The organism is Clostridium sp. LY3-2 (genome assembly GCF_024705715.1).
GTDB lineage: Bacteria > Bacillota > Clostridia > Clostridiales > Clostridiaceae > Clostridium.
Genome location: NZ_JAMDLQ010000022.1, coordinates 106,154 through 128,695 on the forward strand (window position 1 = coordinate 106,154; position 22,542 = coordinate 128,695).

At 30.3% G+C, this 22,542-nt stretch carries 20 protein-coding genes and 2 pseudogenes; 17 read left to right on the plus strand and 5 right to left on the minus strand.

Going from position 1 to position 22,542, the window contains the following annotated elements; translation table 11 throughout:
- Positions 1–11: 11 nt before the first annotated feature.
- Positions 12–2,399 (plus strand): annotated as a pseudogene (locus M4I33_RS07895) (heavy metal translocating P-type ATPase).
- Positions 2,400–2,451: 52 nt separating this feature from the next.
- Here M4I33_RS07895 and M4I33_RS07900 read toward each other — a convergent pair.
- A complete protein-coding gene (locus M4I33_RS07900) occupies positions 2,452–3,282 on the minus strand; it encodes a phosphatase PAP2 family protein (RefSeq protein WP_257916280.1) in 831 nt (276 codons plus the stop codon).
- 252 nt (positions 3,283–3,534) lie between these two features.
- On the opposite strand from M4I33_RS07900, the gene M4I33_RS07905 reads away from it, so the two are divergent.
- The 6 genes and pseudogenes from M4I33_RS07905 to M4I33_RS07930 all read left to right on the plus strand — a co-directional run bounded on the left by M4I33_RS07905 (position 3,535) and on the right by M4I33_RS07930 (position 9,184).
- Complete coding sequence (locus M4I33_RS07905; RefSeq protein WP_257916281.1) at positions 3,535–4,176, plus strand: redox-sensing transcriptional repressor Rex; 642 nt, start codon at positions 3,535–3,537, stop codon at positions 4,174–4,176.
- A gap of 257 nt (positions 4,177–4,433) precedes the next feature.
- Complete coding sequence (locus M4I33_RS07910; RefSeq protein ID WP_194191799.1) at positions 4,434–5,216, plus strand: short-chain-enoyl-CoA hydratase; 783 nt, start codon at positions 4,434–4,436, stop codon at positions 5,214–5,216.
- Positions 5,217–5,261: 45 nt separating this feature from the next.
- Positions 5,262–6,401, plus strand: coding sequence for an acyl-CoA dehydrogenase (locus M4I33_RS07915; protein WP_257916282.1), 1,140 nt, complete (start codon positions 5,262–5,264; stop codon positions 6,399–6,401).
- A 15-nt stretch (positions 6,402–6,416) separates the two neighbouring features.
- Positions 6,417–7,196 carry an electron transfer flavoprotein subunit beta/FixA family protein gene (locus tag M4I33_RS07920; protein ID WP_257916283.1) on the plus strand — a complete coding sequence of 260 codons (780 nt, stop codon included), beginning with the start codon at positions 6,417–6,419 and terminating at the stop codon, positions 7,194–7,196.
- Positions 7,197–7,220: 24 nt separating this feature from the next.
- Complete coding sequence (locus M4I33_RS07925; RefSeq protein WP_194191802.1) at positions 7,221–8,222, plus strand: electron transfer flavoprotein subunit alpha/FixB family protein; 1,002 nt, start codon at positions 7,221–7,223, stop codon at positions 8,220–8,222.
- A gap of 113 nt (positions 8,223–8,335) precedes the next feature.
- A pseudogene (locus tag M4I33_RS07930) lies at positions 8,336–9,184 on the plus strand (3-hydroxybutyryl-CoA dehydrogenase).
- 366 nt (positions 9,185–9,550) lie between these two features.
- Here M4I33_RS07930 and M4I33_RS07935 read toward each other — a convergent pair.
- A complete protein-coding gene (locus M4I33_RS07935) occupies positions 9,551–10,366 on the minus strand; it encodes a hypothetical protein (protein ID WP_257916284.1) in 816 nt (271 codons plus the stop codon).
- A 389-nt stretch (positions 10,367–10,755) separates the two neighbouring features.
- On the opposite strand from M4I33_RS07935, the gene M4I33_RS07940 reads away from it, so the two are divergent.
- On the plus strand, positions 10,756–11,034 hold the full coding sequence (locus M4I33_RS07940) for a hypothetical protein (RefSeq protein WP_257916285.1): 279 nt from the start codon (positions 10,756–10,758) through the stop codon (positions 11,032–11,034).
- 213 nt (positions 11,035–11,247) lie between these two features.
- The gene (locus M4I33_RS07945) at positions 11,248–11,643 is read left to right on the plus strand and encodes a CAP domain-containing protein (RefSeq protein ID WP_257916286.1); all 396 of its coding nucleotides are present in this window, start codon (positions 11,248–11,250) and stop codon (positions 11,641–11,643) included.
- Between the two features lie 138 nt (positions 11,644–11,781).
- Here M4I33_RS07945 and M4I33_RS07950 read toward each other — a convergent pair whose 3' ends face one another.
- On the minus strand, positions 11,782–12,231 hold the full coding sequence (locus M4I33_RS07950) for a hypothetical protein (RefSeq protein ID WP_257916287.1): 450 nt from the start codon (positions 12,229–12,231) through the stop codon (positions 11,782–11,784).
- A gap of 186 nt (positions 12,232–12,417) precedes the next feature.
- Here M4I33_RS07950 and M4I33_RS07955 point away from each other — a divergent pair, with 186 nt between their 5' ends.
- From M4I33_RS07955 to M4I33_RS07985, 7 genes are all read left to right on the plus strand, one after another.
- The gene (locus M4I33_RS07955) at positions 12,418–13,308 is read left to right on the plus strand and encodes a sulfide/dihydroorotate dehydrogenase-like FAD/NAD-binding protein (RefSeq protein ID WP_257916288.1); all 891 of its coding nucleotides are present in this window, start codon (positions 12,418–12,420) and stop codon (positions 13,306–13,308) included.
- Positions 13,308–14,699, plus strand: a complete 1,392-nt coding sequence (gene gltA / locus M4I33_RS07960; RefSeq protein ID WP_257916289.1) for an NADPH-dependent glutamate synthase — start codon at positions 13,308–13,310, stop codon at positions 14,697–14,699. Before M4I33_RS07955 ends, gltA begins: the two co-directional genes overlap by 1 nt.
- A gap of 141 nt (positions 14,700–14,840) precedes the next feature.
- Positions 14,841–15,251, plus strand: a complete 411-nt coding sequence (locus M4I33_RS07965) for a C-GCAxxG-C-C family (seleno)protein (RefSeq protein ID WP_257916290.1) — start codon at positions 14,841–14,843, stop codon at positions 15,249–15,251.
- A 1-nt stretch (position 15,252) separates the two neighbouring features.
- The gene (locus tag M4I33_RS07970; protein ID WP_257916291.1) at positions 15,253–16,149 is read left to right on the plus strand and encodes a DNA-3-methyladenine glycosylase; all 897 of its coding nucleotides are present in this window, start codon (positions 15,253–15,255) and stop codon (positions 16,147–16,149) included.
- 206 nt (positions 16,150–16,355) lie between these two features.
- Positions 16,356–17,396 (plus strand): FtsX-like permease family protein, encoded by a 1,041-nt coding sequence (locus M4I33_RS07975; protein WP_257916292.1) that lies wholly within the window; start codon positions 16,356–16,358, stop codon positions 17,394–17,396.
- Positions 17,397–17,399: 3 nt separating this feature from the next.
- Positions 17,400–18,698, plus strand: a complete 1,299-nt coding sequence (locus tag M4I33_RS07980) for an ABC transporter permease (protein WP_257916293.1) — start codon at positions 17,400–17,402, stop codon at positions 18,696–18,698.
- 2 nt (positions 18,699–18,700) lie between these two features.
- On the plus strand, positions 18,701–19,363 hold the full coding sequence (locus tag M4I33_RS07985; RefSeq protein WP_257916294.1) for an ABC transporter ATP-binding protein: 663 nt from the start codon (positions 18,701–18,703) through the stop codon (positions 19,361–19,363).
- A 15-nt stretch (positions 19,364–19,378) separates the two neighbouring features.
- On the opposite strand, the gene M4I33_RS07990 is transcribed toward M4I33_RS07985, so the two are convergent.
- Together M4I33_RS07990 and M4I33_RS07995 are read right to left on the minus strand one after the other, a co-directional pair.
- Positions 19,379–19,708 carry an HNH endonuclease gene (locus tag M4I33_RS07990; RefSeq protein WP_257916295.1) on the minus strand — a complete coding sequence of 110 codons (330 nt, stop codon included), beginning with the start codon at positions 19,706–19,708 and terminating at the stop codon, positions 19,379–19,381.
- Positions 19,709–19,734: 26 nt separating this feature from the next.
- Positions 19,735–20,904 carry an acyltransferase gene (locus M4I33_RS07995; RefSeq protein ID WP_257916296.1) on the minus strand — a complete coding sequence of 390 codons (1,170 nt, stop codon included), beginning with the start codon at positions 20,902–20,904 and terminating at the stop codon, positions 19,735–19,737.
- 149 nt (positions 20,905–21,053) lie between these two features.
- Between M4I33_RS07995 and M4I33_RS08000 the strand changes: the two genes are divergently transcribed.
- The gene (locus tag M4I33_RS08000) at positions 21,054–22,532 is read left to right on the plus strand and encodes a 4Fe-4S dicluster domain-containing protein (RefSeq protein ID WP_257916297.1); all 1,479 of its coding nucleotides are present in this window, start codon (positions 21,054–21,056) and stop codon (positions 22,530–22,532) included.
- The last annotated feature ends 10 nt before the right edge of the window (positions 22,533–22,542 follow it).

Sequence of the window (22,542 nt, forward strand, 5' to 3'; positions counted from 1 at the left end):
GGGACAAGAATATGGATGCTAAACTTAAACTATTATTAGAAGGTTTAGATTGTGCAAACTGTGCAGGTAAAATTGAAAATATAGTTAATAACTTCGATGAAGTAAAAGAAGCTAGTATAAACTTTTCATTTAAGCTATTAATTATATCTTATGATGAAGAAAAGATTACAGAAAAAGAACTTATAGATAAAGTAACTAAGGTAGTAAACGAACTTGAGCCTCAAGTTAAAGTAATGAAATATAAAATAGCATCAAACAAAAAAGTAAATAACGAACCAAAATCTAAAATTAAATTAACTTTAGAAGGATTAGACTGCGCTCACTGTGCGAGTAAGATTGAAGAAAAGGTAAATAACTTAAATAACGTAGAAAGCGCAAGTTTAAATTTTCCTATGAAGCTTCTTATAATTAATTATGATAAAGATAAAGCTTCAGAAGATAATATTATAAAATCAGCAAAAACTATAGTAAATGATTTAGAACCAGAAGTAAAAGTTAATAAGTATAAAGGTAGCGTATCTAAAACTAATACTTTATAACCTACAGAAAAAGAAAATAAAATAATCCAAGTTATAAAAGAAAACTATGGATTATTCGCAGGTACAATATTCTTTATTTTAGCTATGGCTTTAGATAAAAACGTTTGGTTATTTTTAATATCTTATGTTTTAGTAGGAAAAGGAGTATTACTAACTGCTTTTAATAATATCAGAAAAGGAAAAGTGTTTGATGAAAACTTCTTAATGTCAGTTGCAACTATAGGTGCATTTGCTGTAGGGGAGTACCCTGAAGGTGTTGCAGTTATGATTTTCTACGAAATAGGAGAATTATTTCAAAGCTACGCTGTTAATAGGTCAAGAAAATCAATATCAGCCCTTATGGATATAAAAGCAGAATATGCAAACCTAATTACAAGCAAAGGTGAAATTAAAGAAGTAAATCCAGAAGACGTAAAAGTTAATGATATAATCCTAATAAAATCAGGGGAAAGAGTTCCTTTAGATGGTGAGATAATCGAAGGAAGTACAAGCGTTGATTCTTCTGCTTTAACAGGTGAATCACTTCCAGTATCTAAAAAGCCTAAAGATGAACTTTTAGCAGGTTCTATAAACTTAGGTGGCGTTATAAAGGTTAAGGTTTTAAAAGAGTTTGAAGATTCAACTGTTGCAAGAATACTAGAGTTAGTTCAAAATGCTAGTTCTAAAAAGGCAGAAACTGAAAAATTCATAACTAAATTTGCAAAATACTATACACCAATAGTAGTATTTTCAGCTTTAGCACTTGCAATAATCCCACCACTTGTAATTCCAAACACTACTTTTGATGAGTGGATATATAGAGCGTTAATATTCTTAGTAGTTTCTTGTCCTTGTGCTTTAGTAGTATCAGTTCCTTTAGGACTTTTTGCAGGGATAGGAGGAGCTTCTAAAAAAGGAATATTAATTAAAGGTGGAAACTATCTAGAAGCTTTAAAAGACGTAGATACAGTAGTATTTGATAAAACAGGTACTTTAACTAAAGGTACTTTTAAAGTAACAAAGATAATATCAGATGATTCTAGTAAAAGCGAAGTATTAAGATATGCAGCTTTAGGAGAGCAATACTCAACTCACCCTATAGCTACTTCAATACTTGAAGAATTTAAATTATCTAAAAAAGAAGAAATAGGAAAAGTTAAAATAGATAAACATGAAGAAGTAAGTGGTAAAGGGATAGTTTACTATATAGATTCAAAAGAAGTTTTAGTTGGTAATAGCAAGCTTATGGCACTTAAAAACGTTAAAACTCCTGAAATTTTAGAGATAGGAACTATAATACACGTTGCTTTAGATTCAAGATATATAGGAAGTATCGTAATTTCAGATCAAATAAAAGAAAATTCAAAAGAAGCTATAGAAGAACTTAAGGCTTTAGGAATTAAAAATGTAGTAATGCTTACAGGTGATAACAAAAATGCAGCAGAAAAAGTTTCAAAAGAACTAGGCATTGATAACGTGTATGCAGAATTATTACCTCAAGATAAAGTTACAAAGATTGAAGAATTACTAGAAGGAGAAAATAAAGGCAAAGTTGCCTTTGTTGGAGATGGTATAAATGATGCCCCAGTTTTAGCTAGAGCGGATGTTGGAGTAGCTATGGGAGGAATAGGTTCAGATGCAGCTATAGAAGCCGCAGACGTAGTTTTAATGAAGGATGAACCTACAGCATTACCAGAATCAATTAAAATAGCAAGAAAAACAAGCAAAATCTTATGGCAAAATATATATTTCTCTCTAGGAGTAAAATTAATAGTATTAGTTTTAGCAACACTTGGAGATGCAAATATGTGGGAAGCTGTTTTTGCAGATGTTGGAGTAACATTAATCGCAGTTTTAAATTCGATGAGAGCCCTTAAATAATAAATTTTAAGAAAAGAAAAACTAGGCGTTGCCTAGTTTTTCTGAATTTATATTAAGAATGTATTTTAAATTTCATAAATATATATGGCGAAATAGTAAGGCCATAAAAGCATAAAGAAAAATATTTTAAAAATTCTATGATTAAAGTCTTATTAAAAAGGTTAAAAATAGAGTATATAAGAATTAATCCTATAGCTAAGATTAAAAGTTTTAAAATATTTTGTTTTACATCAGCCTTAGGGTTAAAGTTAATACTTTTTTGGTCGATTAATAAAGATAGATTAAGACCTAAAAAAGACCCTATAGCTTTAGTAAGGTCAGAACTTTTAAAAATTACTCCTAAAATTAAGAAAATAACTAAAGTTATTAAAAATAGTTTTTTAGGCTTATCGTAGGATAAATCAAAAATTCTATTTGAAACAAACACAGATACTATTCCAAAGATAGTTCCAAAAATAACATCTATAGGCCAATGCACACCTAAATAAAGTCTTGATAGTGGAACGAGCACCATCATCACTATACCAAGGGCTAAAATCCACCTCCTTTTAAATTGAGTTATTAAAAAGGTAAAGGCGGTAGCATTACCTTGTGAGTGGCCGGAAGGAAAGGAGCTTCCAGTAGCAGTATTAATTTCGCTACTTTTAATTCCAGGGGTTCCTATAGGACGAGATTCGTTAAAAATTCCTTTTAATATGTTATTTAAACAAAAAGAAAAAAGCATAGCATATATAAATTTAAACCCAATCTTTTTATTTAAAAATAAAAAGAAGATTATACCTAAAATCACACCGAGAGTTTGACCTCCTAGATTTGTTATGATTTTAAAGAAGGTATCTAAGGAAGGGTTTGCATAGCTTTGAATAAATTGTATTACTTCCATTATATGTCCTCCATAAATTATGTAGTTTGAAAATAATTATAACAGAAAAAAATAGATTTAAAACTACAGTATATAAAATATATCAATATACTATATAAATGAAAAATATAATTAGAAAACTTAAAAAAAATAGATTATTTTTATTGATTTATGGTAATATAAAATAGATAGTTAAAAAATTCACCCAGTTTTAAGGGAATTTGGTAGTAATATAACTTAAAAGACAAATAAAAGCAATTAAAGGAGAGCAGTATGGAAAAGAAAAAGAATATTTCAATGGCTGTAATTAAAAGATTGCCTAAGTATCATAGATATTTAAATGAATTATTAAATAATGATGTAGATAGAATTTCTTCAAAAGAATTAGGGGAGAAGATAGGCTTTACAGCTTCTCAAATAAGACAGGATTTAAATTGTTTTGGTGACTTCGGGCAACAAGGTTATGGTTATAACGTTAGAGCATTAAGTAATGAGATAAGTAAGATTTTAGGGCTAGATAGAGACTATGATGCAGTTATAGTTGGTGCTGGTAATATAGGGCAAGCGATTGCAAACTATACTAGATTTGGTCAAATGAAAATGAACTTTACAGCAATTTTTGATGCAAATCCAAAATTAGTAGGGTTAAGAATAAGAGATGTAGAGATCAGAGAGATTGATAATTTAAATACATACTTAGAAGGCAAGAATACAGATGTTGGTGTTATTTGTGTTCCTAGAATCAACGCTCAAAAGGTATGTGATTCACTAGTAAATGGTGGAGTTAAAGCAATATGGAACTTCGCACCTGTAGATTTAGTAGTGCCAGATGACGTAATAGTTGAGAATGTTCACTTAAGTGAAAGTTTATTAACTTTAATTTATCTTTTACACGATAAAGAATCAAACAAATAAAAATTAGAATAAAATAAGATTGTTAAAAATTTTACACAAAGTTACTAAAAAATATTGCAAAATTTTTAACAAAGTTATATAATAATAATTGAAGTTGAGAGACTTCAATTATTTTTTTGCCGTTATTTGTGAAACAAATAACAAAGAGAGAAATTTTATAATAGATTACAAGTTTAGGTATAAAATGAAAATTTATAATATAAAAGGGTTAATTTTACTCTAATAACCTTTTGATTGTGTTTTAGGAGGATTCAGTGATGGAATTAAACAACGTACTTCTTGAAAAAGAAGGAAACTTAGCTATTGTAACTATCAATAGACCAAAGGCATTAAATGCTTTAAACTCAGAAACTCTTAAAGAGTTAAACATGGTAGTTGAAGATCTTGAAAAAGATAATAACATCTATGCAGTAATTCTTACAGGTGCTGGAGAAAAATCTTTTGTAGCTGGAGCTGATATTTCAGAAATGAAAGATTTAGATGAAAAAGGTGGAGAAGAATTTGGTGCTTTAGGAAATAAAGTATTCAGAAGACTTGAAACTTTAGACAAGCCAGTTATAGCAGCAATCTCAGGATTCGCTTTAGGTGGAGGATGCGAGCTTGCAATGGCATGTGATATAAGAATAGCTTCAGAAAAAGCTAGATTTGCACAACCAGAAGCAGGACTTGGAATAACACCAGGATTTGGGGGAACTCAAAGATTAGCTAGAATCGTTGGAGAAGGTAAAGCTAAGGAGCTTATCTACACTTGCGATATGATTAAAGCTGATGAAGCTTTAAGAATAGGATTAGTTAATAAAGTAGTAGCTTTAGAAGAATTAATGGCAGAAGCTAGAAAAATGGCTTCAAAAATCATGGCAAACGCTCCGATAGCAGTTAGATTATGTAAAGATGCAATTGGAAGAGGAATGCAAGTTGATATGGATAGAGCTATAATGATAGAAGCTGAAGACTTCGGAAAATGTTTCGCGACAGAAGACCAAGTTGAAGGTATGACAGCATTCATGGAAAGAAGAGAAAAGAATTTCCAAAACAAATAGTTAATATATAAAATTTAGGGTGTATTGAACAGGAGGGTAATTTAAATGAATTTCCAATTAACTAGAGAACAAGAATTAGTAAGACAAATGGTTAGAGAATTTGCTAACAACGAAGTTAAGCCAATAGCAGCAGAGATTGATGAAACTGAAAGATTCCCAATGGAAAATGTTAAGAAAATGGCTGAATTAGGAATGATGGGTATCCCATTCCCTAAAGAGTACGAAGGAGCAGGTGGAGACACTTTATCATATATCTTAGCAGTTGAAGAATTATCAAAAGTATGTGGTACTACAGGAGTTATTCTTTCAGCTCACACTTCACTTTGTGGAGCAGTTATAAACCAATTTGGTAAACCAGATCAAAAAGCTAAATACTTACCAGACTTAGCAAGCGGAAGAAAAGTTGGTGCTTTCGGACTAACTGAACCAGGAGCTGGTACTGATGCTGCAGGACAACAAACTACAGCAGTTTTAGATGGAGATAACTACATCCTTAACGGATCAAAAATATTCATAACAAATGGTGGAGTTGCTGAAACTTTCATAATATTTGCTATGACAGATAAATCTAAAGGAACAAAAGGAATTTCAGCTTTCATAGTTGAAAAAGCATTCCCAGGGTTCTCAATAGGTAAAGTAGAAGATAAGCTTGGAATCAGAGCATCATCAACTACAGAGTTAATAATGGAAAACTGTATCGTACCAAAAGAAAACCTACTTGGACAAGAAGGTAGAGGATTTGGTATAGCAATGAAAACTCTTGACGGAGGAAGAATTGGTATAGCAGCTCAAGCTTTAGGTATCGCAGAAGGAGCTTTAGAAGAAGCTGTTAACTACATGAAAGAAAGAAAACAATTCGGTAGACCACTTTCAGCATTCCAAGGATTACAATGGATGATAGCTGAAATGGATACAAAAGTAGAAGCTGCAAGATACTTAGTTTACAAAGCTGCTACTTTAAAAGAAGCAGGTCTTCCATACTCAGTAGAAGCTGCAAGAGCTAAATTATACGCAGCAGAAGTTGCTATGGATGTAACTACTAAAGCAGTTCAAATCTTCGGTGGATATGGTTACACTAAAGAATACCCAGTTGAAAGAATGATGAGAGATGCTAAAATCACAGAAATTTACGAAGGAACTTCAGAAGTTCAAAAAATGGTTATAGCAGGAAGTAAGTTAAGATAGGGAGGTCAATAAAAAATGAATATATTAGTTTGTTTAAAACAAGTTCCAGATACTACAGCAGTTAAAATAGATCCTAAAACAGGAACACTTATAAGAGATGGAGTTCCATCAATAATTAACCCAGAAGATAAGCATGCTTTAGAAGCAGCACTTCAAATAAAAGACAAGAGTGGGGCAAAAATTACAGTAATAAGTATGGGACCTCCACAAGCACAAAACGCATTAAGAGAAGCTTTATGTATGGGAGCTGACGATGCAATCCTTATAACTGATAGAGCATTTGCAGGAGCTGATACTTTAGCTACATCAAAAGCTTTAGCAGGAGCAATCAAAAAATTAGAGTATGATATAGTTTTCGCTGGAAGACAAGCTATCGATGGAGATACAGCACAAGTTGGACCAGAAATAGCAGAACACTTAAATATACCTCAAGTAACTTACGTTCAAGGTGTAGAAGTTAAAGAAAACGGATTATTAGTAAATAGAGCATTAGAAGACGGACACGAAATGATAGAAGTTCAAACTCCATGTCTTTTAACAGCGATCGAAGAGTTAAATCACCCAAGATATATGAACTGTGGATTAATCTTTGATACAGTAGATAAAGAAATAACTATATGGTCAGCAGACGATATAGATGTAGATAAAGCAGAATTAGGACTAAAAGGTTCACCAACTAAAGTTAAAAAGTCAATGACTAAAGAAGCTAAGGGAGCTGGAGAATTAGTTAAAGAAGGTCCAAAAGACTCTGTTGCATACGTAATCGGAAAATTAAAAGAAAAGCACTACATCTAAGGAAAGTTTGGGAGGTAATTGAAAATGAATATAGCAGATTTCAAAGGTGTTTGGGTATTCGCTGAACAAAGAGAAGGCGAATTACAAAAAGTATCATTAGAATTATTAGGCGAAGGTAGAAGAATAGCAGACGAATTAGGAGTAGAGCTTACAGCTTTATTATTAGGACATAACATATCAGATTTAGCTGAAACTTTAGGAAACCACGGTGCAGATAAAGTTATCGTTTGTGATCACAAAGATTTAGAGCACTATACTACAGATGGATATACAAAAGTTATCTGTGACTTAGCTAAAGAAAGAAAACCTGGAATATTATTCGTAGGAGCAACTTTCATAGGAAGAGACTTAGGTCCAAGAGTTGCAGCTAGATTAGAAACAGGATTAACAGCTGACTGTACTCAATTAGCTGTAGAAGTTGAAAATGGAGATTTATTAGCTACAAGACCAGCATTCGGTGGAAACTTAATGGCTACAATCGCATGCCCAGATCACAGACCACAAATGGCTACTGTAAGACCTGGAGTTTTCTCAAAAATCGATGAGAGAAAACCTAACTTAGAAATTGAAAATGTTGAAGTTAAATTAGCAGATTCAGATATCAGAACAAAAGTAGTTGAAATAGTTAAAGAAACTAAAGATGTTGTTGATATAAGTGAAGCAAACTTCTTAGTTGCAGGTGGTAGAGGAGTAGGAAGCAAAGAAAACTTTGATAAACTACAAGAACTTGCAGACGTACTTGGTGGAGCAGTTGCAGCATCAAGAGGAGCTATAGATAAAGGATGGGTTGAAAGAGATTACCAAGTAGGTCAAACAGGAAAAACAGTTAGACCTAACATCTACATTGCATGTGGTATTTCAGGAGCTATCCAACATACAGCTGGTATGCAAGAATCAGATATGATCATTGCTATAAATAAAGATGAAACAGCTCCAATCATGAAATTAGCTGACTACGCTATCGTTGGTGATGTTAATAAAGTATTACCAGAAATGATCGCTCAATTCAAAGCAGCAAAAAACTAATTTAGAAATTTTAAATTAAATGCATTTTACTAGAGATTCTAGTAAAATGCATAAATGTAAATAGATATCGGAAAATATATAATCTTCGACTAGAAGTTTAGGAGGGTAAAATTATGAAAAAGATATTTGTATTAGGTGCAGGAACTATGGGAGCTGGAATCGTTCAAGCTTTCGCACAAAAAGGGTATGAAGTAATAGTAAGAGATATTAAACAAGAGTTCGTTGAAAAAGGAATCGCAGGAATAGATAAAGGTCTTTCAAGATTAGTTTCAAAAGGGAAAATGACTGAAGAAACTAGAGAAGAAATATTAAGCAGAATTTCAGGAACTACTGATATGAATTTAGCAGCTGATTGTGACTTAGTAGTAGAAGCAGCTGTAGAGAATATGAAAATCAAAAAAGAAATATTCGCAGAATTAGATAGAATCTGTAAACCAGAAACTATCTTAGCTTCAAATACTTAATCATTATCAATAACTGAAGTTGCTTCAGCTACAAACAGAGTTGATAAAGTTATAGGAATGCACTTCTTTAACCCAGCTCCAGTAATGAAGTTAGTTGAAATAATAAGAGGAATAGCTACAAGCCAAGAAACTTTTGATGCAGTTAAAGATTTATCAGTAGCTATAGGAAAAGAGCCTGTAGAAGTTGCAGAAGCTCCAGGATTCGTTGTAAACAGAATCTTAATCCCAATGATAAACGAAGCTACATTCATACTTCAAGAAGGAATCGCTTCAGTTGAAGATATAGATGCAGCTATGAAATATGGTGCTAACCACCCAATGGGACCTTTAGCATTAGGAGATCTTATAGGATTAGATGTATGTCTTGCAATCATGGACGTATTATATAGCGAAACTGGTGATAGCAAATACAGAGCATCAAGCTTATTAAGAAAATACGTAAGAGCTGGATGGCTTGGAAGAAAGTCAGGAAAAGGTTTCTACGACTACAGCAGATAATAAATACGTGTTTAATTTCATTAATATATATATAGGTAGGTATCTTAAGGGATGCCTATCTTTTTTTTGCTATAAAGGAAATTATAAGAATAAAGTTATATTTTAAGCGTAGTACCTCACAATTTGGTAATAAGTGGGTAGAAGGAACTAATCAATAACAAATAATAAAAAATGAAAAAAACTACACCATTGTTACGAGATATTATTGGTACAAGGGATTTTCGCTATATTCATATAAATTTTCGATATTTTGGACAAGTGTAAATTATTAAGACAAGTTATCTAAAAAAGATAAAAGTAGACAAGTAAATTATAAAAGGACAAGCTATAAAAATATACCGATATTAAGGCTAAAATTCAAAGAAATTAAATTACTTTTACACAAAAAATAGAACTTATTAAATTAGATAAAATAGTATGTTTTTCATAAGATCCTTCATAAATATAAACGAACCAATTTAAATAAACTTGAAGATACTTTGTAGCAACACTTCTAAATTTTCTAAGCCATCTTCTTAAATTCAATATAAAATCAGAACAATTATTAAGTAAAATTTCCCCTTCATCTTTAGAAATTTCTAATTCTTTCTTTTTATGAAGAGCATAGTTTAACTTCTTCGATACAAGATAAGAAAACCTATCTTTTCCTGGCAAGAAATAAGTATTAAATACAGGAGTGAATGCATTTAATAAACCTTCTATAGATTCCTGTGTAGGGCTCATAGAATCAAAGGATATCTTAGCTAGAGAGTAATTATTTTTATTAATAGTAGTAGCTACAAAGATATTTTTTCTTCTAGAAATAGTGCAAACGGGGGGCGCCTTTTGCCCTTTAAAGTTTTCTAAGAACTTAGTATGTCTCATAGCTGTAACTATATGTGTTCTTCTTGAATCAGTATAAGTTCCAATATGCTTTAGTATCTTGTGTCTCCACCTAAAAGAAGTTTCTGTACAGATATTTAGCCTTTCTGCACAATCTCTTATTGTAGCACCAGATATCATAAGACGAGTATATTTATCCCAAAGTTCTACACTCTTTCTAGTGTTATGCCAGACAAGTCCAGTCCCTTCATTAAAAGTTTTAAGACAATCTTTACATTGATACCTTTGGACGCATCTATATTTACCGTATTTAATAAAGTGTTTTGAATCACAATGGGGACAAGTAGATGTATGTACCATAATCTCACCTCGAAAAATTTTGATTTTTTTAGTTATTTTGATTATGGACATAAAAAAATGCCTTTATTCAGTCAATTTTATTAAAATACCAACAAAGAAGCAAAACAATGTTGTAGAGGAAGTGAACATTACTATAGAGCAAGGTGGAAAATTTAAAAAATATAAATAAACTGTAAAGGAATAAATAGAATATATGTGAAAGCATTATAAAATAAGGAATAAAAATTATATGTAATATGGTAATATCGGATAAATATAAAAGAAATGTAAGTAAAACATAGGGGTTAGCGTATTGTGGTGATAAGGGTTGTCCTTGTAAAATAAAGATAGAGTTAAATACTTAACAAATAGGTTATAACTCTATTACTTATTTTCACAAAGGAGGAAGTATGAAGAGAAAAGCAATACTATCAGTATTATTAGGTGCAGTTACTTTAATCACGGTGGGGTGTACGAACACTATTGATAACCAAAGCAAAAATGGAGAAAATAACACTAAAATCGTTGAAGATAACAATAGTATAAAAAATTCAAGTGACAACAATAAGTCAAAAGATGATAATGCTAGAGAAAAAGAAGAAAAAGTAAATGAGTCTAATAATAAAGAAGAAAATAAAACTGGAACTTCTATTTCTAAAAAGGAAAAAAATAAGGATAAGCTAGTTTAAGTAAAGGATAATAAGACTAGTAATAAAGCTTCAGAAGGTAACTCTAAAAAGGTAGAAGACAATTCCAATAAAGAGAGTAATAATACTTCAAATAATGAAGCTAAGCCTAAAGTCCAAAGATACTATTCAAATAACAATACTACTAATAATCAAAAAGATAATTCTAATGTTAATAATAATACTAATAACAACGTAACTAATGAAAGTTCTTATATGTCAGCTGTTGAAAGTGAAATAATTAATATAGTAAATAGTGAAAGAGCTAAAGCAGGCAAAAAAGCTTTATCTTATAACGCTACTATGCAATCTTATGGAAGACAAAAATCTAAAGATATGGCAATAAATAATTATTTTTCGCATGAAGACCTGTCAAATCGAACAGAATATGATAAAATGAAATCAAATGGAGTAAAAATAAATGCATGGGGAGAGAATATTGCATATATGAGTAACAGAAGTCCAGAAGTTTTAGCAAGAGAGTTTATGAACAACTGGATGAATTCTCCGGGACACAGAGCTAACATTTTAAGTGGTAACTTCACAGGTATAGGTGTTGGAGTTTATAAGTCAGGGGATAAAATTTATGCAACTCAAGAATTCTGTGCATAATTAAAATAGCCTTCGGGTTGTAGAATTCTTCTTAAATATTTTAGATTTACAAGAGAAAAAGGTTAAGATTGAATAATACAACTTTATTTAATAAAGGGATGTTTCTAACGCGTTAGAAACATCCCTTTTAAATTTATATTATTTAACTTTTCTTTTATTTAAATCTGTTTTAGAAAAATTCTTTTTAGAAGATTTATTATTTTTGTTTAAAAGATATTTTATACCTTTTATTATAAGTTTTATTATTAAGTAAATAACAAAAACAAAGATAAATCCGTATAATCCCCAAAAGACATCCCCAAATTCCATATTACCAGCACCAGTTAATTTTTGCTGTATCTCAATAGAGACAGTTATAAAAATTAAAATAGTAAAAGTATATATAAATGATACTGCTGTAATTGAATATTTAGCTAAAACTCTAAATAATACTTGTGCAAAAGCAAAAATAAAAATTCCTATTACACCTATAAATATAAAGTGAAGTTCTTTGTCTGTAAAATTATATCCCATAGATGATAGGTAATGTATAGTTTTATCATGAATTGAGTTCATGATATTAACTAGGTCTTTAATTATTTCAACCATAGATAAATCCCCCTTAAATAATGTCATTATATATTTTATCACAATATTTATCTTATTTTATAATCAGTCTTTCAATGTAAGCTAAATTTAATAGATTGTATGTAATTCTTAAAACTTATTGTAATATTTAGGAAAATAATGATATAATTGTGAAATGAAAATTCGGAATTACAGGGGGTTATATTGATGTATAAAATAGTTAAAAAGAAGACTTTAGCAGATAATTTATATTCTTTGGATATAGAAGCTAAAAGAGTTAGTAAAAGTGCAAAACCGGGGCAATTTATTATCATAAAAAATGATGAAAAAGGTGAGAGAATTCCTTTAACTATAGCTGATTTTAATAAAGACTTAGGAACTGTAACTGTAGTATTTCAAACTATGGGAAAGAGCACTAAAGATTTAGCTAAGTTTAACGAAGGAGATAGCGTTTTAGACTTTGTTGGGCCTTTAGGAATGCCTAGTGAATTTGTAAATGAAGACTTAGAAGAATTAAAAAAGGAAAAAATATTATTTGTTTGTGGAGGAGTAGGGGCGGCTCCAGTATATCCTCAAGTGAAATGGATGAAAGAAAACAATATAGATGTTGATGTAATAATAGGAAGTAGAAATAAAGATTTAATTATACTTGAAGAAGAAATGAGAAAAGTAGCTAAAAATTTATATATAGCTACTGATGACGGGTCTTACGGATTTAAAGGAAGAGTTACTGATCTTTTAGAAGATTTAGTTAATAATAGAGGAAAAAAATACACTCACGCTATAATTATAGGACCTATGATAATGATGAAATTTATGGCTAGTTTAACTAAAAAACTTAATATAAAAACTACAGTTAGCTTAAATCCTATAATGGTAGATGGGACTGGTATGTGCGGTGCTTGTAGAGTTACTGTAGGAGGAGAAGTTAAGTTTGCTTGTGTTGATGGACCTGAGTTTGATGGACATTTAGTAGACTATGATGAGGCTATGAGAAGGCAAACTATGTATAAAACAGAAGAGGGAAGAAAAGCCTTAAAAGAAATAGAAGGTAACACTCACCACGGTGGCTGTGGAAATTGCGGGGGTGAAGAGTAATGGCTAATTTAGATAGAATGAAAAGAATTCCTGTATTAGAACAAGAAGCTAAGGTTCGTAATAGAAACTTTAACGAGGTTTGTTTAGGATATAGAGAAGAAGATGCAGTTAAAGAAGCTAACAGGTGTTTAGGGTGTAAAAATCCAAAGTGCGTAGGAAATTGCCCTGTAAATATAGATATACCTGAATTTATAAAAGGAATTAAAGAAGAGAATTTTGAAGGAGCTATAAAATCTATAGCAAAATCATCATCTCTTCCAGCTGTGTGTGGGAGAGTTTGTCCTCAAGAAAGCCAATGCGAGGGTGCTTGTGTCCTTGGAATAAAAGGTGAGCCAGTATCTATAGGTAAGCTTGAAAGGTTTGTAGCTGATTGGTCTAGAGAAAATGAAATAGATTTATCGGAAATAGAGACTAAACTAAATAAAAAGGTAGCAGTTATAGGAAGTGGACCAGCTGGGCTTACTTGTGCTGGTGATTTAGCAAAACTAGGGTATGACGTTACTATATTTGAAGCTCTTCACGAGCCTGGTGGAGTTTTAGTTTATGGTATCCCAGAGTTTAGACTTCCAAAAGATACTGTAGTTAAAAGTGAAATAGAAAATGTTAAAAAGCTTGGAGTAAAGATTGAGACTAATGTAATTATAGGCAGGACTATTACTATAGATGAGCTTTTCGAAGAGGAAGGTTTTGAAGCTGTGTTTGTAGGTTCTGGAGCTGGACTTCCAAAGTTTATGGGGATAAAAGGTGAAAACTCTAACGGAGTATTTTCTGCAAATGAGTTTTTAACTAGAAATAATTTAATGAAAGCTTTTAAAGAAGGATACGAAACTCCTATAAAGCTTGGAAAAAAGGTTTGTGTTGTAGGTGGGGGAAATGTTGCTATGGATGCAGCTAGAACTGCACTTAGGCTTGGTGCTGAAACGCATATAGTTTATAGAAGAGGCTTAGATGAGCTTCCAGCTAGAATAGAAGAGATTCATCATGCTAAAGAGGAAGGTATAATCTTTGACGTTTTAACAAACCCCATAGAGATTTTAAGTGATGAAGAAGGCTGGGTTTCTGGAATGAAATGCGTTAAAATGGAACTCGGTGAAGCTGACGAATCAGGAAGAAGAAGACCTAAAGAAATAGAAGGATCAGAATTTATAATAGATTTTGATACTGTAATAATGTCTCTTGGAACTTCACCAAACCCTCTTATTTCTTCAACTACAGAAGGCTTAGAAATAAATAAGAGAGGATGTATAGTTGCAAATGAAGACGGAATAACATCTAGAGAAGGAGTTTTTGCAGCAGGAGATGCAGTAACTGGAGCTGCAACTGTAATACTTGCTATGGGAGCTTCTAAAAAAGCAGCAAAAGCTATACATGAATACTTAAATAAAGAGTAAAATAAAAAGAGGATGCTAAAATTACAGTATTGTAATAAGGCACCTCTTTTATTATATTTAATAAAAGGACATTAGATTTTAATATAATTATGTTATAATAAAGAAATATAATTAATCAATAATTATTATGGAGTGTGTAAAATGTTAATAGATAAAGTAAGAAAATATTCAGATAAAGAAAAATATGATTTTAATTGTTCAGAGAGAATGCTATTTGCAGCAAGTGATGAATACGGATTAAACGTATCAGAAGATGCTATGAAAGCTATGGCTTCCTTTGGTGGAGGAATGGGAATAGAGAGTATCTGCGGGGCAGCGACTGGGGCTATTTCTGTTATAGGGATAATATTTACTAAAGATAGAGCTCATGCTACACCAAAAGTTAGGGAGTTAACTATAGAATTTATGAATAAATTCCAAGATAAATTAAGAACTCATAATTGTGATGAATTAAAAAAAGAGTACAAAGATGAAGTAAAGGGCTGCGGTTATATGTTAGATACAGCAGCAATCATTTTAGATGAAATAATTATAAGAGAAAAAGGTGAGTAATTTGGATTTAAAAGATGTAAAGTATGAAGAAAACAAAGTTATATTAGAAGGGGTTAAAAACTTCAATATAAAGCAAATACTAGAGTGTGGTCAATGCTTTAGATGGGAAAAAATCAAAGAGATGGATTACATAATTATAGCTTTTGGTAAAGTTATAGAAGTTATTCAAGAAGGAGATAACGTAACTATATTAAATTCAAACAAAGAAGATTTTAAAAATATTTGGTTTAAATATTTTGATTTAGAGAGAGATTACGGAAAGATAAAAGAAGAGTTATCAAAAGATGAAACTTTAAAGCTTAGCGTTGAGTACGGATACGGTATAAGACTTTTAAACCAAGAGCCTTTTGAACTTTTAATAAGCTTTATAATCTCAGCTAGAAATAGTATTCCTTCTATCAAAAAAACTATTTCTAAAATAAGTGAAAGATTTGGAGAAAAGATAGAGTATAATGGTGAAACTTACTACACTTTCCCAACTCCAGGGGAGCTTAAAGATGCTACAGAAGATGATATAAGAGAAACAGGTGCATCATTTAGAAGTAAATATATAGTTGATACTGTAAAAAATATAAATTCAGATCTAGATATAGAAGACGGAATTTATAACCTTTGCAGAATAGAAGGATTAAGTGATGATGATTGCCACAAAGCACTTCAAGAATTTAAAGGAGTAGGTGCTAAGGTAGCAGATTGCATAATGTTGTTTTCTATGGGTAAGTATTCAGGCTTCCCAGTAGATGTTTGGGTTAAAAGAGCTATGATGCATTTTTACGATGCAGAAGAGGGTTCTTTAAATAAGATAAGAATCTTTGCAAGAGATAGATTTAAAAATTTAGCAGGTTTTGCGCAACAATATCTGTTCTATTACGCAAGAGAAAACGGAATAAAACTATAAAAAGCGTACAATATAAAACCTTACAGTCTTTTGGCTGTAAGGTTTTTCTCGTTATAGGATTTTTAATAGATAATATCAAATTGTATTAATCTGGCAAAAAGTGAGCGTGAAATACGTGGATTTTATAATATGTTGAAATTTCATTGAAATAAATATTTAACAATTATATACTTATTTTGTAAAATAAAACAAAATAAGGGGGAAATATGAAGAGGGGGAAATTAGACACATATAGTATTTTCTATGGTATTTCAATTACTATAGGGTTAGTTTTGTTCATGCTTGCTAGTTCTTCGATTTCTAATATTAATAAAAACTTTTTAAAGAGTGAGCCAAGCAAGAATAAAGTAATACAATTTGAAGGGGAAAAGGATATCCAAATTAAAGAAATCCTAGATGAGTTAAATAAAAATAGTTTAACTACTTGTTTAGCTTATTATGATTTTGAGAAAAATCATATATTAAAAACTATAGTTCAATTTGACGGAAATGATATGAGTGAAGATATGAGCTATGGAGAATTTTTTACAAAGGAAGAATTTAAAAATAGTGATAAATCAGAGGGAATATATGCTGTTAATTTAGCAGATAAAGATGAAGTTAGTATTTCAAATCAAAAAATCTTAAAAAGAGGGAAGACTTATGTACCTAATGGTGAAATTATAATTCCTGAGAAACTATTTTATAAAAATTCAAAAGAGGAAGATTTAAAACTTAATAATAGAGGGTATTTAGTTACGATTCATGGTAATGAAAAAGAGATAGAAAATGGAGTTAAAGGCTTAGAAAAGCTTATAAATAATAAATACAAAGGAACTATTATGGAAGTTGATGGTGCAGTATCTGATGTAAACGGAGAGGAAACAAGATTATTTAAAAATTTAGTTTTTGCAGTTATTGTTATAGTCACTTTAAACTTAATAGGAACATCATATCTTTTAATTGAAAACAGAAAAAAAGATTTAGTTATAAGAAAGGTATGTGGTGCTACAGATGAAGCTATTTTTAAGTTATACTTTAAATATTTATTTAAAACGACTATGATTTCTTTCCTTATATCTATAGTGATTCAATTTATCATTATAAAAATTACTGGAGGTACTATAGGGGATATAGACATTAGATTTACTAGTAATACTATAATGTATTCATTCTTGATTTGTATCGCTTTTATCATTATAAATATACTGCCAGTTTATTCTAAGTTAACTAAGATAGACTTAGTAGAACTTTTAAAGGAGGTATAGGGAATGTATAATGCTTTAAAGTCAATTAAATCTAAAAAGTTTATTATATTTCTTATGGTAGTTCAGTTTGCATACGGTATAACTATCTTAAATGAAATTTATGGATTAGTTAATATAGCAAAGGATAAAAAAGCAACTTTTGAACAAGTTGTACCTAGTTATAATTCTTATATATTGGGAGTTAAAGGTGGACCTGATATTTATAATTATTATGGTGAACTTGAAAATATGTATAGCAAAATACTTAAGGATACAGAGAATTCAAGATATATAAATAAAATATATACAGCCCACCCATCTCTTGTTTATAGAGAGAATTATTGGGACGAAGAGATAGGTATGAAGTACGAATCAATAAATCCGTTAGGTATAGATGTATCTGATGTAATAATAGATAGGAATTTTTATGAAAAATATGATTTTAAAGTTGTTAAAGGAAGAACTTTAAAAGAGAGCGATTTTGATAAAGATTATAAAAAAGAAAATATACCTATACTTTTAGGAAATGAATATATAGAAAAGATTGATATAGGTCAAGTGCTTGAAAGAAGTAATGTAGCTTGGGTTGATAGAAAGAATTTGAAGGATATAGAAAAAGCTTTAAAAATGGAAAATGTTAAATTTGAGGTTGTTGGGATTTTAGAAAAAAACCCAATTCCTATCCCAACAGAATCTATAAGCAGTATTTCTTCAACAGTGTTCTATTCAAATGCAATTTCTGTAATGCCTTCTGTTAAAGGCTATATGAGTTATAATGCAGGAGAAGGGCTTGGAGGGACAGGCGTATATATTGAAGCTAAGGTTGGTGCATCGGACGCAAATATACAAAAAGAAATAGAGAAAATTATAAATGAATATCTAAAAGAAAATAAAATTTCAGCTTCATTATCAGTTGAACTAATAAAAATTGATAAAGCGGGGATAGAGTTAGGATTAGATAAAAATATAAATAATGCTAAAATGCTTGGTGGAGTTACGGTATTACTAAGTTTACTAGGGATAACAATTACTATGGTTGGGGATGTCAAAAAACGTAGGAAAGAGTTTGGAATAAAGATATCGCAAGGTGCTAGTCTTAAAGATTTATGCTTAGAGCTTATGTTTGAAATAGGGATACTTATAAGTATCGCGATTATAATATCTTGGGCATTTATAATAAGCAGATATGGAATAGAAGCTATCACAGTAAAGACAGCATTAAATAGTATTTTAGTAATAGTTATATCATCGGTAATAACTTCATTACTACCGATATATGAAATGAAAAATTTAGAAGTTAAAGATCTTTTAAGGGGTAAATAATTATGAGTATTATAGACATTAGAGGCGTTAATAAAATTTATGGGAAAGATATATATGAAACTTATGCTTTAAAAAATATCAATTTGAAAGTAGAGAGTGGAGATATGATTGCTATTATGGGAACTTCAGGTTCTGGAAAATCAACTTTACTTAATATAATTGGTATGATAGATAAAGCTACTAAGGGAGAGTATAAGCTTCTTGGTAAAGATGTTAAAAATCTAAATATAAGAGAAGTACCTAAACTTAGAAACAAAACTATAGGTTTTATATTTCAGGAATTTAATTTACTTAATAATCAAGACATAGTATACAATACTATGATTCCATTATTATATTCAAACAATAAGAAAAAAATGAAAGAAAGATGTATAGAAGCTTTAAGTAGCGTAGGCTTATCAAAGCATTTGCATAAAACTCCTAATGAATTATCAGGAGGGCAAAAGCAAAGAGTTGCTATAGCAAGAGCAATAGTAAATAAACCAACAATAATCTTAGCAGATGAACCTACAGGAGCCTTAGATAAAAAAACAAGTGAAGAGATTTTAAATATATTCCAAAATCTAAATAAAGAAGGACAAACTATAATAATAGTAACTCATGATATAGATGTAGCTAATAGATGTAAAAGAATAATAAATATAGTTGACGGAGAAATTAAATAAAAATCGGGTAGGAAACTACCCGATTTTTTTTCTTCTCTTTTTGATATTTATTTCTTTATCAGCTGGTACTGTATATAAAAACTTTAAGTATCTTTTAATCGAAGGGTGTGATTTTAATCTTTTAATGGTAAATAATCTTGCAGATAACTCTCTGTTGTTAAATAGAGCATGTACCTGTCTGTGGCAAGTTTTGCACATATGAGCAGTTTTAAATTCTTTTCCACCTTTTTCTTTAGGGATAAGGTGATGCCTTGTAATTTCTTTAACTTCTCTTTCGCATAGCTCGCAAATATGAGTTATGTTTTCTTTAAATGTATTATTTATTGAAATCACCTCACAAATCATATCTATACTATTATTATAATATAATTTTATGCTTTAGTTAACTTCCAAATACTATAGATGTTGGAAATAGATTGCTTAAATAAAGCAAAAGATCTTCTAAGTAGATTATAGTTAGAAGGTGTTCCTGTTATATAACTTGATTTTGGTAATAATGAAATTACAAATACAAGTAAAGGAGCTACTATAAATGTTATTAATGCAGAGACTATAGCATTATATAATGGGTGATCGAATCCTAAACCTCTTAAGAAGAAAATATAATAATTTAAAACCCAAATATGAAGCATATATCCTACATAAGAATATTTTGATGAAAATTCCATTACTTTAGATAACTTAGGTAAACGCAGGATATATAAACTAATCAAATAAAATAAACCTATATTTGAAAGTCTAGCACCTATATCAAATATTCTTGTAAATTCAACTAAGTAGAATTGTCTACTAAATTTATAATAGAATCCTAGTATGAATAGTATATATAATACAAAACGTAATTTAACTATATATTTTTTAAATACCTTAAAATTAAATCCAACATACATTCCTATAATTACGAAAATAGACCAAAATAAAAAAGTTATATCTACAAACTTTGATTGTAGGAAAGTTGGACTTTCACCAAAAATAAGGCCTTTAAAAAATGATTTTATTTGAGATTCATATACAGCCATATATAAAAACCCTCTGACTAATAAAACAAAGGTTACTATTCTAACAAAAATATTTTGCTTATGAATAAATCTACCGATATAAATAAATATAGGATATATTAAAACTAATCGTATAAACATTCCCATATACCAAAGATGGAAGTTACCATCCCCAGCAATTAAAACCATAAAGAAGTTTTTTAGTTTGCTATAATCAAAAAGCATAATATTTACGAATGTGAATATTGCGTATGGAATTATAAGATAAAGAAATTTATTTTTATAATATTTCTTTATATCTAATTTATCTTTGTAGTTGTAGGCAGTAGTTAAACCACTTAAAAATAAAAAGAATGGAACTCCAGCATCAGCAATGCTGATTAATATATTTGTTATTTCTACGTTTGCAACAGACATACTATAATCACCAGGGGCACTACCAAGTGCATGTTGAAGTATGACGAAGAAAAATGCAAAAGCTCTTAAAATATTAAGTTCTTGAATCTTCTCTTTTGGACTTTCTTTTATTAAATTTTCAGACATAATTATCCCCCTAAAATTTTCTAATTTAATTATATAATGAATTTACTAAATATAGGAATAGTAAATTATAGAATATAAAAATTAATCATTATGATTCAATACAAAATATGGTAAAATTTATAATATAATCAATTTGTTTTGGAGGTAGTATGTTTCATTTTGAAACTCAGTTGAGTAAATTAAAGCATGAAGTTCTAGCAGAAGTCGCTAGGTTATCTAAAGATGGAGACCTCACTAAAGAAGAAATAGAAGGAATACCTTATAAGATAATTACAGGGGATAAACCTATTTATAGATGTTGTATCTACAAAGAGAGGGCGATAGTTTTAGAGAGGGCTAAACTTGCAGGAGGCTTTATGTCTAATGGTGATGTAGCAGATTGTGAGCTTATAGATATAAGTCCTGATGAGCAGATTATTTATATTATTGAAGCAGCTTGCGATAGGTGCCCTATAAATAGGTATTCAGTTACAGATTCTTGTAGAAACTGTATAGCGCACAGATGCAAGGAAGCTTGTAATTTCGGAGCTATTTCAATTGTGAATGGACGAGCTTATATTAATCAAGAGATATGCAAAGAATGCGGAATGTGTAAAAAAGCCTGCCCTTACGATGCAATTTCAGAAGTTATGAGGCCTTGTAAGATAGCTTGTCCGACTGGTGCATTAGATATAGGGATTGAAGATAGGAGAGCTGTTATTAAAAGCGACTTGTGTGTAAATTGTGGAGGATGTATGAAAGCCTGTCCTTTTGGTGCAATATCAGATAAGAGTTTTATAGTGCCTGTATCTAAGATATTATCTAAAAAAGAAGAAGTCTATGCAATAGTAGCGCCAGCTATAACAGGTCAGTTTGGAAATAAAGTAACTTACGGACAAATAAAAAATGCTATAAAAAAACTAGGGTTTAAAGATATGGTAGAAGCTGCTTGTGGAGCAGATTTAGTTACTATAAATGAATGTAAAGAATTTAAAGAAAGAATGGAAAACGGTGAAAAGTATATGACAAACTCTTGCTGCAGAGCTTTTGTTGAATATGTAGAAAAGAAATATAACACAGAAAAGGATAAGATATCAAATACAGTTTCACCTATGATAGCGACAGGAAAAGTATTAAAACATAAGTATAAGGAATGTAAAACAGTATTTATAGGGCCTTGTACTGCTAAAAAAAGTGAAGGAATAAAGTTTGGAAAAGACTCTATAGATTACGTTATAACTTTCGAAGAATTGTTTGCACTTTTAGATGCATTTGAGATAGATATAGAATCATTAGAAGACGATATAGTAGAAGATGGGACTATATTTGGAAGAAATTTTGGAATGAGTGGTGGTGTATCTTCAGCTATAGAGAATTATATAAAAGAGAATAATTTAGAGATAGATTTTACTCCAGTTAAAGTATCTGGAGGGATAGAACTTAAAAAAACTTTAGCTATGGCTAAATTAGGAAAACTTAATGGGAACTTTATTGAAGGAATGATGTGTGAAGGCGGGTGTATTAACGGAGCTGGAGTTATAGTACAGAGTAATAGAGCTAAAGCTTCTTTTATAAAGTTAAATAAAGTAAATCCTAAAGAAAAAGTATCAGAAGTAGAGGGTATAGACTTAGAAAAAGAGAAAGATTAAGGGGAATTTA